The sequence below is a fragment of the Rouxiella sp. WC2420 genome, from assembly GCF_041200025.1.
Lineage (GTDB): Bacteria > Pseudomonadota > Gammaproteobacteria > Enterobacterales > Enterobacteriaceae > Rouxiella.
The window spans coordinates 4,298,889-4,312,778 of the sequence record NZ_CP165628.1; the positions used below are offsets into that span (position 1 = coordinate 4,298,889).

General features: G+C 51.6%; 11 protein-coding genes. 3 read left to right on the plus strand and 8 right to left on the minus strand.

Annotated features, from left to right (window positions below; genetic code table 11):
- The first annotated feature begins 22 nt into the window (after positions 1–22).
- Positions 23–283, plus strand: coding sequence for a hypothetical protein (locus AB3G37_RS19920; protein ID WP_369788879.1), 261 nt, complete (start codon positions 23–25; stop codon positions 281–283).
- Positions 284–307: 24 nt separating this feature from the next.
- On the opposite strand, the gene agp is transcribed toward AB3G37_RS19920, so the two are convergent.
- The 4 genes from agp to AB3G37_RS19940 form a co-directional block, all read right to left on the minus strand.
- On the minus strand, positions 308–1,615 hold the full coding sequence (agp, locus tag AB3G37_RS19925) for a bifunctional glucose-1-phosphatase/inositol phosphatase (protein ID WP_369788880.1): 1,308 nt from the start codon (positions 1,613–1,615) through the stop codon (positions 308–310).
- Positions 1,616–1,755: 140 nt separating this feature from the next.
- Positions 1,756–2,364: a lipid IV(A) palmitoyltransferase PagP gene (gene pagP, locus AB3G37_RS19930; RefSeq protein ID WP_369788881.1), complete on the minus strand. Its 609-nt coding sequence runs from the start codon at positions 2,362–2,364 to the stop codon at positions 1,756–1,758.
- A gap of 268 nt (positions 2,365–2,632) precedes the next feature.
- Positions 2,633–3,400: a molybdenum ABC transporter permease gene (locus AB3G37_RS19935; protein ID WP_009637022.1), complete on the minus strand. Its 768-nt coding sequence runs from the start codon at positions 3,398–3,400 to the stop codon at positions 2,633–2,635.
- Between the two features lie 31 nt (positions 3,401–3,431).
- Positions 3,432–4,388 carry an extracellular solute-binding protein gene (locus tag AB3G37_RS19940; RefSeq protein ID WP_369788882.1) on the minus strand — a complete coding sequence of 319 codons (957 nt, stop codon included), beginning with the start codon at positions 4,386–4,388 and terminating at the stop codon, positions 3,432–3,434.
- 160 nt (positions 4,389–4,548) lie between these two features.
- Between AB3G37_RS19940 and AB3G37_RS19945 the strand changes: the two genes are divergently transcribed.
- The gene (locus AB3G37_RS19945; protein WP_369788883.1) at positions 4,549–5,463 is read left to right on the plus strand and encodes a hypothetical protein; all 915 of its coding nucleotides are present in this window, start codon (positions 4,549–4,551) and stop codon (positions 5,461–5,463) included.
- 20 nt (positions 5,464–5,483) lie between these two features.
- On the opposite strand, the gene purL is transcribed toward AB3G37_RS19945, so the two are convergent.
- Positions 5,484–9,374 (minus strand): phosphoribosylformylglycinamidine synthase, encoded by a 3,891-nt coding sequence (purL, locus tag AB3G37_RS19950; protein ID WP_369788884.1) that lies wholly within the window; start codon positions 9,372–9,374, stop codon positions 5,484–5,486.
- Positions 9,375–9,655: 281 nt separating this feature from the next.
- On the opposite strand from purL, the gene mltF reads away from it, so the two are divergent.
- A complete protein-coding gene (gene mltF, locus AB3G37_RS19955; RefSeq protein WP_369788885.1) occupies positions 9,656–11,122 on the plus strand; it encodes a membrane-bound lytic murein transglycosylase MltF in 1,467 nt (488 codons plus the stop codon).
- Between the two features lie 21 nt (positions 11,123–11,143).
- Here the strand turns inward: mltF and tadA are convergent, their stop codons facing one another.
- The 3 genes from tadA to AB3G37_RS19970 all read right to left on the minus strand — a co-directional run bounded on the left by tadA (position 11,144) and on the right by AB3G37_RS19970 (position 13,889).
- Entirely contained in the window at positions 11,144–11,725 is a 582-nt protein-coding gene (gene tadA, locus AB3G37_RS19960) for a tRNA adenosine(34) deaminase TadA (protein ID WP_369788886.1), read from the minus strand.
- Between the two features lie 81 nt (positions 11,726–11,806).
- Positions 11,807–12,445, minus strand: a complete 639-nt coding sequence (yfhb, locus tag AB3G37_RS19965) for a phosphatidylglycerophosphatase C (RefSeq protein ID WP_009637016.1) — start codon at positions 12,443–12,445, stop codon at positions 11,807–11,809.
- Positions 12,446–12,449: 4 nt separating this feature from the next.
- Positions 12,450–13,889, minus strand: coding sequence for a PTS transporter subunit EIIC (locus AB3G37_RS19970; protein WP_369788887.1), 1,440 nt, complete (start codon positions 13,887–13,889; stop codon positions 12,450–12,452).
- Position 13,890 lies beyond the last annotated feature (1 nt).

Sequence of the window (13,890 nt, forward strand, 5' to 3'; positions counted from 1 at the left end):
CAGCCTTTCCGCAACGGCTGTGATGACTTTCGCGCTTGCTGCCCACCGTGATGAAACTGCTGCAGTTTCAGATGAAGATTTAAGCGGTAAAGGCTCGCAGGATATTGTTATCTGGGGTAATAAAGGCGCAGAGCATGGCCTGATCGACAGGCAAAAAAAAGCCCGCACAGAGGTACGGGCAGAACAAACTGGTCTATCAGAGAGAGTCTTTCTTTATTTCTTCTGGGGTATCACTGGAACCAGTGTAGATCTAATTGCCCATAAGATTGTTATTAAAATGTAATAAAATAAGACCTCTTATGATTTATTAGTTAACAACTTGGTTTTTTAAAGTTTCCTGCAACAATTGATTAAAGGTGTCAAATGAACAAAAACCTTTATTATCAATAGGACAGCCTGCAGATTGTAAAACAGTTCTGTGCAGCGGCTGCTTTAAGCTATACGTGCTGTTGTTGCGAATTTGTTTCGCCGTTGGATAAACATACTCGATCTTAATCAGATCTTTATCCGTTTTCTTGTCATGCCAACGCTGGAAAACCACTGCTCCGGCGATTGGCGTGCGCTCATACTGGCCCGGCAGAGTGAAATCCTTAATCTTCAGCGCCGAGACAAAGGCTGCAATATTTGAATCGTGTCCAACCATCAGAGTCACACGAGCTTTCTGCCCAGCCTGCTGATCGGCAGTTTTCGCCTGCGACTTATCCAGCACGCCAGAGATAAATTGCAGCGTGGTGGCAGAAGTGTTTCTTCCCACTTGCGGCGAGCTAAACAGGGCTTTCTGCGCGGCATTCTTGAATTCTTCTACCTGACGCCATTGCTCTGGGGTTTTAACCTGCCCCCAGGCAACGTCCTTCTCTGGCAAGCCTTCATAGTATTGCAGCATGAAGGCATCACTGACGCCGCTACCTAAACCTAGCGGACCAGAAATACCTGGCTCTTTACCCTGACTGAGCACCAGTTTTGAAGGCTGAGAGGCCAAATCGCAGACTTTATCCTGCTGGCAGGTTTTCCCGTTTTTATAATCGAGGATCTTTTCAATCAGCGCGTAATTGGCTTTCAGGCGCTTATTCATCCCATCTAGCCCACCTTCACCGGCAGACTTATTGGTTGCATCGATCGCTGCCTGGTTAAATTGATCAGTAACTTCAGCGGTAACAATCGGGTTAAACACGGGGTCCATCTTGCCGACCTCGACGCGATTAACCACCGGAAGTTCACAGCCGGGAAACGCCCCGACCAGGAAATGCTTCGCGGTATCGATGGTCCGCGGCAGGCTGTTGGCATAGGTAAAGACTTCACCCGCCTGTGGACATCCTTTGGCTGGCAACAGTTTGTTCTGCGCAAGCCACAGACGATAATACTGACCCACGTGCTCTTCGACCTTACCGCCCTTCGGCGTTAGCAGGCCACCTTCAGTGCTCCACACCGGCCAAGTGTGCGTGGTCGCGTTACCCAGCGCATTATTATAATTGGCCAAAGGAGCACGAATGCTATGACGGCTGAAGATAAGTACCTGTTCCAGCTCGAGATTGTTTTCTGCCGCCATCACAGGCAGAGTGGATGAGATTACGCATGCCAGGGTAGTTAAAAGTGCAAGACGGGTCGATCTTTTCACATGATTCTCCTGATGTTATAAATGACTTCTCATGTTTATAACGGGTTAAAGCTAAGTAAAACAAGGAAAATCAAGCATAAGGGATCAGGCTGTGGCAGAGAGGGATCTAGCTCACAGCGCTGTATTAACAGAAGACATGATCAAAAATCGAATCGTAGCCACGCAAAGAACACGTTGCCGTTATTATAGGTTCCCGGAATATAGGTCGCCTGTAAGGTCAAACGCTCATAGCCGATTGAGGCAAGCGGCAGCACCAGCGGTATCGGAATATAATTATAATTATTCCTCGCGGTAACCGCAGCTGTATATCCCAGACCTAATTTAAATCCCTGATCCTGTAACGGTCGCCAGATTTTCTCATAACCGTAACCGCCAATCGGCTCCCATTTATTGAAAGAGTCTTTAAACGCCATAATATAAAGGCCATGCCAGTCGCCTTTCTCGTCGTAGCGAGAAATACCGTAGCCTGCGCCCCACGGCCGCTCATTATAGTTGTCTGTATGAGCACGATCGTAGGTCAATCGGTTATGCCAGGTAATGACTGGCAAATACAGGTCGTGCCGTTGCGGCGCACTCCAGGTAGTGGAGACATCATTTTTCCATGATGACCACCAGCCGCTGAATCCGGAGGGTTGTTCAATAGAGTTCTCGGATGTGACACCGGGTAGGGAATTTTCTGCCAATACCGGAGATGCGAGCAGGCAAAGCCCAATAATCAGAGCCAGAGGTGTTTTTCTAAAGTTACGCATAAAACAGTCTTCTTTATATTTAGTAAAATAATTTCGATGAGCAATAATAACGCAACTTTCGTTATGAAATATTAAACGTCGGCTTAATAAAGAAAACCTTTTAAATAAGTAATTGATATGGAAGACTTTAATGGGGAGGTAATTAAGGAAATTAATAATAAATTAAGGTGAAATGCCTTAAAAATACAGGTCGCTTAACATTTAAAAAAATCAACCCTAATGAAGCCGAGAATAGGAATCTTATTAATTAATATTATTTCACATTAATTTATTCGGCCAGAGTCATATTCCCCTTACGGCGATTACCCATGCGAGAAAAACACCACAGCGGGAAAGGCAAGGTAGTGATCAGTAATATCCACATGAGTGTGTATACAGAGTTAACGCCGTCATTCTGTAGGTTGATAAACAGTTTTACCGGGATGCCCTGTGGGAAATAGCAGAACACCATCACAATACCAAATTCGCCGATCACTCTGACCCAGGCGATCGCCAATCCGGTGGCTAACCCTCTGCCAGCAATAGGCAATGTGAGTTTAGTCAGAATATTCCAGCGCGAGGCACCCAGCGTTTTGCCGGCTTCTTCAACATCTGCCGGGACGCCTTCAAACGCAGCGCGGGCCGACATCACAAAATACGGCAATGCCCCATAGACCTGCGCCAACACAAAAGCGCCCGCGTTATTGGTCAGCGACACACCAATACGGGAAAGCCCCTCGCCAACACTGCCATAAGGTCCATAAACTGAGACCAGCAAGATGCCCATCGCCAGTGGCGGAGTGAGCAGAGGCACCATGACGGCAACCTCAACCCACGAACGCCAGCGGCTCTGGCTACGCGCCATCCACAAGGCCAGCGGAATGCCCAAAATGATGATAATCGGGATGGAAACCGCACTCAGCCCCAATGAAATGCTGACCGAATGCCAGTCACCATAGGCGAGATGGAAACCTCGCCATGGTGTAATGGAAATAAGCGTGATAAATGGAATAGCTAATAGGGCAAGGGCCGGAATGGCCAGCCACAGACTGATCATCCGGCGTTACCTTATGTTTAGGCTGTTTTGCTTAGTAATCATGGCCCTTGGGTTTGTCGTAGCCATTTTCCCGGAATATTTTCTGCCCTTCGGCGCTCTTCATAAACGAGATAAACTCTTTCGCGGCCGCAGGGTTAGGGGCATTTTTCAACACCGCAGCATAGAACACCAGCGGTTGAGTATGCAGTGTTTTATCTTTGCCCGCGCTGTCTTTGATGGTGAAGCTTACCGTATCGTACCACTGCGCCGACATGTCCGGGTTACTGAGGTTAATTTCATCCGGCAACACGATATAAGGCAGTTTAGCGGAACGGGTGGCACTTTCGTAGCCCGAAGCAGCATCGACCTGCCCTGCCTCAAGACGCGTCAGCAAGCCCCCTTCAGCCAAAACTTGCTGAGGATTGGTCGTCTCGCCCAGCACTTTTTTGGTCAAGCCCGGCTGATGATAGTACTTTTCGGCCAGCATCATGGTGAAAATAATATTTTGACCCTGCGGATCGGTCGCCGGGTCGGTGCGACCAAAATGCAGGCCCGGCGTTTGCAGCACTTTCCACCAAGGTGCAGCCCCGGCTTTGTTATCTTTAATAGCCTCGAACTGCTGCGCAAATTTCCCTTTTGGGTTATAGGCGATCACCATGCGCGTGCTGGCAACCGGCATCGAAGTATCGACCAAACCAGCCTTCTTCAAGACCTCAATCGGGCCGGGTGTAATAGAAACAAATACGTCAGCGACCACTTTTTTTGAAGCCAGCAGATTCGCCATTCCGTAAGCCCCTTGACCTTGGCCCTGGTAATTAAGGTTATGCTGTTTGGCGAAGGTAGGCCCCAGATATTTATCCATCACCACGCCCATCGAACCGGCATAAGTGACGTTAATATTATCCGCCGCAACAGCCGATGCGCTACCCAGAATGAGTGAGGCTAATAACAGCCCGGAACCGAGATTCTTTAATTTCTTATTGGATTTTTTTTTCGAGAATTCACGCACGATTAGCCACCGTTATGTAGGTTGATGCATAACGATAGGGTTTGGTATGACAGAAATCAAGCAACATTTTTGAGCGATAATTGATATTAAATTTTTACCATGGGGAATATTTTACTCGCTCTAAATTTTAATAGCCGAATCAATTAAAGCGAGGATTATCATGCAAATATCTTTTGAAAACGCTATAAGATGCATCTTCGTATTGCCTGCAATTTCATCTGTATTGACCGCACCCGTTTTTTCTGCGACCAAACACCTCAGTGCAATCAAGAATAATGCGCTTGTTCCATCTTCGATGGATAATGTCATTCATCTGGAGAACAAAATCAGCGAGCTGCTTGAGTCCCATGATTTTTCATTTTTAAATCATCAAGAATATGACGGGAATAAATCCAGACGAGGTATTTCGCCAAATAAAATAAAATATCAGGGTCAACGCGAATGCCTAAAAAAAGTCATTAACGACCTGTATTCACTGGACGAAATTATCAAACCTCAAATATTTGAGAGCGAAACCTGCAGCCATATGGCCGAGATAAATAGCGCCGCCGAGAATAAACTGTCAATCAAACTCGCCGAGATTTCTCCCACCAGCTGCCTGAAGTTCTGTGAAGAAACAAACAGGCAACTTAATGAGAATTTGGACAATCTGGGCTTTCGCGAGGGTCATCTAAATTTCGAACTTCGGACGCTGGAAAATAATCTGCCTATTGCTGACGACGCCGAGCAGGTTCGCAACATTATTGACGGCAAACTGGCGGTAGTGCAAAAAACGCGTGACGAGATTTATCAACTTCAGGACGAGTGTGATTCAGTGCTGGATAAAGAAGCGAAAAATATTGCCAGTTCAACTCTTAAAAAAAATCGCTTCAATAACGATTGCCGACCTCTGTTTAATAGCGATATTAAATATCCGACCTTTCCTGCGTTGGCAGATACTGCCTATGACGGAGTAAGTATGCATCGCGGCAACCTGATCGGCACCTGTCGCGAAATGCTAATCGAGCATATCGAGTTGGCCAATACGGAAATTTGGCAAAAAAAATCCACAGACCGAAGTACTGTGGATTTTTAGAGTCAGCCTGAGGGCATTAATTAGCCAAGCTGCTTACGGGCGTTGCGGAATATGCGCATCCAAGGGCTGTCTTCGCCCCAGTTTTCCGGATGCCAGGAGTTGCTCACGCTACGGAATACGCGCTCAGGATGCGGCATCATCACGGTGACGCGGCCTGAGAGGTTGGTTACCGCCGTGATACCGTTCGGTGAACCGTTAGGGTTCGCCGGATAGTTCTCGGTCACGCGTCCGTTGTTATCCACAAAGCGCAGTGCGACCAGATTCGCGTGCTCTAGCTGAGACAAATGCACTGCATCACGCACTTCTACAAAACCTTCACCGTGCGATACGGCGATTGGCATACGTGAACCGGCCATCCCCTGCAACAGCAGCGACGGGCTTGCAGTAACTTCAACCAGGCTGAAACGCGCTTCAAAGCGGTCGGACAGGTTGCGCACGAAGCGCGGCCAATGCTCGGTGCCTGGAATAATGTCTTTCAGGTTAGACATCATCTGGCAGCCGTTACACACGCCCAGCGCCAAGGTCTGTGGACGATGGAAGAAGTCTTCGAACTCGTCACGAACGCGATCGTTAAACAGCACTGACTTCGCCCAGCCTTCGCCGGCACCCAGCACGTCGCCGTAGGAGAAGCCGCCACAGGCTACCAGCGTGTGGAAGTCTTGCAGGTCACGACGGCCTGCAATCAGGTCGCTCATGTGAACGTCTACCGCATCGAAACCGGCGCGGTGGAACGCAGCGGCCATTTCAACGTGAGAGTTAACGCCCTGCTCACGCAGAACGGCAACTTTTGGACGCGCACCTGTCGCGATGTATGGCGCGGCAATGTCTTCATCCGGTGCGAAAGTCAGTTTGACGTTCAGTCCCGGATCGCTGTTGTCTTTCTTGGCTTCATGTTCCTGATCGGCACACTCAGGGTTATCGCGCAGGCGCTGCATCTGCCAGGTCGTTTCCGCCCACCAGGTACGCAGCGTGCTGCGGCTTTCACTGTAAACCGGCTTGTCGCCAGAGGTTATCACGAAGCGATCGCCCTGATTTACGCTGCCCAGGAAGTGTGTACAGTCGCCCAGACCGTGCTGCGCCAGAATCTGCTCAACCTCGGCGCGCTGTTCGTCACGAACCTGAATCACCGCACCCAGCTCTTCGTTAAACAGAGCTGCCAACGCGGAATCACCCAGAGAGGCAATATCAGCAGTCAGGCCGCAGTGACCAGCAAAGGCCATTTCCGCCAGCGTAACCAGCAGGCCGCCGTCTGAACGGTCGTGGTAAGCCAGTAATTTCTGTTCGGAAACCAGTTTCTGCATTGCGTTGAAGAAACCTGCCAGTTGATCGGCGCTACGCACGTCAGCCGGAGTATTGCCCAACTGGCGATAAACCTGTGCCAACGCCGTTGCACCGAGTGCGTTGTGGCCGACACCAAGGTCAATCAGCAACAAGGAGCTATCGCCCTTGTCGGTACGCAGCTCAGGCGTCACAGTGTGGCGAACATCTTCGACACGGGCAAAGGCGGTAATTACCAGTGACAATGGCGAGGTCATTTCGCGCTGCTCAGTGCCTTCCTGCCAGCGAGTTTTCATCGACATTGAGTCTTTGCCCACTGGAATAGTAATGCCCAGTGCCGGACACAGCTCTTCGCCAACCGCTTTAACCGCGGCATACAAACCTGCGTCTTCGCCCGGGTGGCCCGCTGCAGACATCCAGTTTGCAGAAAGTTTCACGCGCTTGAGGCTGCCAATTTCGGTGGCCGCAATGTTGGTCAGCGCTTCGCCCACGGCCAAACGGCCAGACGCAGCGAAGTCCAGCAAGGCTACCGGCGCACGTTCGCCCAGTGACATTGCTTCGCCGTGATAGCTATCGAGGCTGGCAGTGGTGACTGCACAGTCGGCAACAGGGATCTGCCATGGACCCACCATTTGATCTCGAGCTACCATGCCGGTCACGGTGCGGTCACCAATGGTGATCAGGAAGGTTTTCTCGGCAACCGCCGGCAGATGCAGAATGCGATTTACCGCTTCGGCAATCTGAATATTTTCACCGTTAAGCTCGTCACCCACCGCTTTCAAGGTTTCCACGTCGCGGGTCATTTTTGGTGTTTTGCCGAGCAGCACGTCAAGCGGCATGTCAATCGGCTGGTTGCCAAAGTGACTATCTTCCAGCGAAAGGTGCATTTCTTCAGTGGCTTCACCGATCACCGCATAAGGTGCGCGCTCACGTTTACAGATAGCATCGAACTGCTCCAGCTGAGCCGGAGCAACTGCCATCACGTAGCGTTCCTGAGATTCGTTACACCAGACTTCCAGCGGGCTCATGCCCGGCTCGTCGTTAAGGATATCGCGCAGCTGGAAGCGGCCACCGCGTTCGCCATCGCTGACCAGCTCTGGCATAGCGTTGGACAAACCGCCCGCGCCCACGTCGTGGATAAACAGAATCGGGTTGGCTTCGCCCAATTGCCAGCAGCGGTCAATAACTTCCTGACAGCGACGTTCCATTTCCGGGTTGTCACGCTGCACGGAGGCGAAGTCCAGGTCGGCATCAGACTGGCCAGAAGCCATGGAAGAAGCTGCGCCGCCGCCTAAGCCAATGTTCATTGCCGGTCCGCCAAGCACGATCAGTTTGGCGCCAACGGTGATTTCCCCCTTCTGCACGTGGTCGGCACGAATATTCCCAATTCCGCCCGCCAGCATTATTGGCTTATGGTATCCGCGCAGTTCTGGTCCATTATGACTGTTGACCTGCTCTTCATAGGTACGGAAGTAACCCAGAAGCGCCGGGCGACCAAATTCGTTGTTAAAGGCTGCACCACCCAGAGGACCGTCGGTCATTATTTCCAGCGCGGTCACGATACGATCCGGTTTGCCGAAGTTCTCTTCCCAAGGCTGTTCAAACCCAGGTATACGCAGGTTGGAAACCGAGAAACCGACCAGGCCAGCTTTTGGCTTGGCTCCGCGACCGGTTGCGCCTTCATCACGGATTTCACCGCCTGAACCTGTCGCGGCGCCCGGCCATGGGGAGATTGCGGTCGGGTGGTTGTGGGTTTCTACCTTCATCAGGATATGTGCATCTTCCTGGTGGAAATTGTACAGCCCGGACTCGGCATTGGCGTAGAAACGGCCAACCTTCGAACCTTCCATTACCGCGGCGTTGTCTTTATAAGCAGACAATACGTGGTCAGGAGTGTGCTCAAAGGTGTTCTTGATCATTTTGAACAGCGATTTTGGCTGTACTTCTCCATCGATAACCCAGTCGGCGTTAAAGATTTTATGGCGGCAGTGTTCGGAGTTGGCCTGCGCGAACATGTACAGCTCGATGTCTGTCGGGTTACGGCCCAAATTGGTGAAGGCGTTGACCAGATAGTCAATTTCATCTTCTGCCAGTGCCAGACCTAATTTGATATTTGCCTGCTCCAGCGCCACGCGGCCTTCACCGAGCAGGTCTACGTGCTGAACCGGTGCCGGCTGGTGCTGGGCAAACAGTTTTTCCGCATCACAAAGGTCGGTGAAGACAGTTTCCATCATGCGGTCATGCAATAGCGCGCCAAGAGTTTGCCACTGGGCTTCGGTCAGTTGTGGAGCCTGAACGTAAAACGCCAGGCCGCGCTCGAGACGAATAACCTGTGACAGGCCGCAGTTATGGGCAATGTCGGTGGCTTTTGAAGACCACGGGGATATTGTACCCGGACGCGGAGTAACCAGAATCAGTCGACCAACGGGAGCATGTTCGGCGAGAGAAGGACCATATTTGAGCAGGCGCTGCAACTTGGTTTGTTCATCCGTTGTCAGAGGAGCGCTGACATCGGCGAAATGTACGAATTCGGCGTAGACGTCGTTAACTGGAAGCTGTGCTTCCTGAAAACGGGAAAGCAGTTTGTTAATGCGAAAAGCCGACAAAGCGGGCGAACCACGCAGTATTTCCATAATCAAATATCTCTCGTCTTCGAAGCAACTGACCGTAGGTGCTTCATTGGGCGCAACAGGGGGGAAAACGCGGGCTATTATAGAGAATCCTCGAGCGCGACGAAACCGTTTGCGCAGGGAATATTGATAATACCTTTAACCTTACAGTTTATATGGGTTATTGGGAATAAAGTTGCAGACTGACGATTTGTTGAGCAAAATGCGTCGGCACCAGGGGCTTACCCCCATTTTTAGCACTGTTTTATCTTATTAAAAAAATAGCGCGGTAGAGAGATAACTATTTGAAGCGCATAAAATTTACCTACTTAATTGTAGGTCTGATCACCCTGTTGCTGGCGTTGGCCCTGTGGCCGAGCATTCCCTGGCAACGTGGGTCTGGAGATCAGCTACAAAATATCCTTTCTCGTGGTGAGTTGCGCGTGAGCACGCTCGATTCTTCGCAAACATATTTTAACGGCACCACCGGTGACCGGGGATTTGATTATGAATTAGCCAGCCGTTTCGCCGACTACCTTGGCGTCAGGCTGGTATTGATACCGCACAAAGACATTGAAAGCCTGTTTGGCGATCTCAAAAGCAACAAAGCCGACATTCTGGCATCCGGGCTTATCTATAATCCCGAGCGCTTAAAGTCATTTCGTACCGGGCCGGAGTACTACACCGTCTCTCAACAGGTACTTTATCGGCAAGGCTCGGTGCGCCCAAAAACCTATGATGATATCAAAGGTAATTTGGTGGTTTCCGCCGGGGCGGCACATATCACCACGCTGGAAGAGGCCAAAAAGAAGTACCCGAACCTCGGCTGGGGCATTACTCATCGCTATTCTCCGGCAGAACTGATGCAGCAGGTGGCTGACGGCAAGCTGAAATATACGCTGGGCGATTCCGTGACGGTCGCACTGTTACAGCGGGTTTATCCACGCCTGGCAGTTGCCTTTGACGCCACCGAAGACGAGCCGGTGACCTGGTATTTCAACAAAGCCAGCGATGACGACAGCCTCTATGCGGCGATGCTCGACTTCTATAGCCAGATTTCCGAAGACGGCACGCTGGAAAGGCTCGAGGAAAAATATCTCGGCCACGTCGGAGGCTTTGACTTTGTTGACACCCGCGCCTTCCTTAATAGCATCGATGACAAACTTGCTACTCTGCAACCGATGTTTGAGAAGTATGCAGGCAAAATCGACTGGCGTTTACTGGCGGCTATCTCTTATCAGGAATCGCACTGGGACCCGAGCGCAACCTCGCCAACCGGCGTACGCGGCATGATGATGCTGACCCGCGCGACCGCGCAGGGCCTGGGGGTGGAGAATCGTCTTGATACCGAAGAAAGCATTCGCGGCGGCGCGCTGTATCTCAACAACATTATAGATACACTGCCGGCCACCATTGATGACGATGACAAGATCTGGTTTGCACTGGCCGCCTATAACATGGGCTATGGCCACATGCTGGATGCGCGGGCGATCACTGCGGCGCAAAAAGGTAATCCAGATAGTTGGGTTGACGTAAAACAGCGCCTGCCGCTGCTCAACCAAAAACGCTATTACAGCAAAACGACTTACGGCTATGCCAGCGGCACTCAGGCGTTTAACTACGTCGAGAACATCCGCAAATATCAGATAAGCCTGGTGGGATATTTGATGGAGAAAGAAAAGCAGAAAGCGCAAGCTTTGGCATTACAGGCGCAGCTTGGAGCAGGTTATCCGGCAGTCAGCGCTGATGAATTGAAAAACGCGGGAGGCTGAGTTCTCTCGCGTAATAAATTATCAATCTGCAGATGAAGGATCAGTAGAGGCGGGATCGGCGCAATTTTTTGCCATGCGCCGAGCCTGACGTAATAACTTTTGCTGACTCCGGCGCAGGCGAAAGAAGTCACTGAGCTGGGTAGAACAGGCTTCGGCCATCACGCCAGAGGTAATCTCCAAGTGATGATTCATCCCAGGATGGCGCAAGATGTCCAACAACGACCCCGCAGCACCTGTTTTTAAATCTGCGGCCCCGTAGACCAGGCGTTTAATGCGACTGTGGACCATGGCCCCGGCACACATTACGCAGGGTTCTAGCGTGACGTACAGCACCGCATCGAGCAGCCGATAGTTTTGCACCACCAGCCCGCCCTGTCGCAGCGCCATGATTTCGGCGTGAGCGGTCGGATCGTGAAACCCAATCGAACGGTTCCACCCTTCTCCAATAACCTGATTACCTAACACCAACACCGCGCCCACCGGCACTTCACCTGCATCCTGCGCTTTAACTGCCAGCGCCATGGCATGCTGCATCCAGTATTGATCGCTGTATTGCTCTGTCACGTAAACCTCACCCTCTCCAAAACGGCGGCCATCATACACTGCTCTCCCTCGCAGACCCAGTGTAGCCAGCCGATTTATTAAGTTAGACTTGAGCAAGAGGAATAGCCAAACAGCGGCGCATTATTCCAGCTGCTGTAACTCGCCCTGCTTGCTAACTCGAAAACGATGCTCGCAGAAAAACAGCAGCGGGTTATCCTGCTTGCTGTCGCTGTACCCGCTGTACAGTTTCAGCGGCGAGCCGATACGTTGTTCCAGCTGCGATACTTTCTCTTCGCCAAGGCAGCGCAGAGCCAGGACCCAGCCGCCATGACGACGCGCAATTCGGCTGCCAACCAGCCTGACACGCGGCAGAAAAGGAGAGGAATTATACACCTGCTGCACCAGATTTTCGGGGGAGCCGGTTATCAGCCACACCTCGGCGTTGTCGCGGTCGAGATAATCACGCAGGCGCATTTGCACCACCGGAAATGCCACTACTTTCTGGCGGAACCAGTTGACGAAGCGCAGCTCAAGTCCTTTTAAATGCGCCTCGCTATGGCCAAAGGTAATTGACCACAACAGCAGGCTCATCGGCCAGCGCTGCGCGCGTCCACAGAGCAGCATTCCCAGGCCGATAACCGGCAGCATCGGAACCACCAGCAGCAGATTTTGTGGCATTCTCCATAATAGAAAACGCATAAAGGTGCCGAACATGTCCTGCTGATGCAGCGTACCATCGAGATCAAAAAAAACTATTCGTCGATCCGTCTTCGCGCCCAATGCGTTACTCCTCGGGATCGTTGAACCCCATAATCCAGGTAAAAATAAAACCGGCCACCATAGTGATCAGGGCCCCAGTGAGATAGAGCATGACTTTACCGGAGATAATGGTCAACGCCAAAGGCAGACCAGAAATACCGAAAGTAATGACTGTCGCCACTTTCCAATAACATATTAGCGCACCGCCAACCGCACCACCCAGACAGGCGGCAATAAAAGGTCGCCCCAGAGGCAGCGTGACGCCGAAGATCAGCGGCTCACCGATACCCAGGATCCCCACCGGCAACGCGCCCTTGATGACCTTTTTAAGCCTTGGATTGCGAGTTTTAATGAGCACCGCGATGGCCGCCCCGACCTGCCCGACACCGGCCATGGCAAGTATCGGCAACAAAGGATTAGAACCGTGCGCCTGAATCAGTTCAACGTGGATAGGCACCAGTCCCTGATGTAAACCGGAAAGCACCAGCGGCAGAAACAATCCTGCCAATACCGCTCCAACGGCCAAACCGCCGCGATCAATGGCGATATTTACTCCTTGAGCAATCCCGTCAGAGATAAGGCCACCCAACGGCTGGAGGATCACTATCGCCAGTGTTGCAGTAATCAGAGTGGTAAACAGCGGATTAAGGATCAGTTCCACCGATTCCGGCAACAGACGCCGCAGACGTTTTTCAACCCAGCACATCAGCGCCACCACCAGCAGCACAGCAATAACACCACCGCGCCCCGGCTGCAGCGCCTCGCCAAACAGCGTAATTTGCGCCAGCTGCGGGCTGGAAAGAATACCAGCCATCACTCCGCCCATCGCCTGAGATCCCCCAAAGACTCGAGCGGCATTAACGCCAACCAGAATATTCATGATCGCAAACACCGCACCGCCGAAAACTCCGAGCAGCGCGAGCGCGTTGGGATAATCCAGCGCCAGATGCCCGGCGATATCAGGCCGCTTAAGCAGGTTGATAATGCCAGTGATCAGGCCCGAGGCGATAAACGCCGGGATCAGAGGAATGAAAACGTTGGCGAGCTGGCGCAGCGCGCCACTCATCGGTGCTGAATATTTTGCCTTGGCCTGGGCTTTACTCTGAGTAATGTCATTGTTAACGAAGTCTTTGTTAGCGACATCGTTGTCAAGAACAGCGCCGGTGAACCGCTGACTGGCATCGAAAGTCTCCGGCTGTTTAATGCCGTCGGCCAACAAACTCTGCATTGCCTCAACTACCCTGCCCGCAGCGCCCGGCCCGACTACCAACTGATGTTGTTGACCCTGCTTGACGTAACCCTTAATCCCTTCCAGCTTTTTAAGTCCCGGGAGATCCAGCAACTGCTCATTTTCAACTTCAATCCTGACCCGGGTCATGCAATTTTCAAGTTTAATGATATTGGTTGCTCCGCCAACGCCGTTAAGGATCTGCGTCGCCAATATCTGAGTTTTATCCGTTGCCATT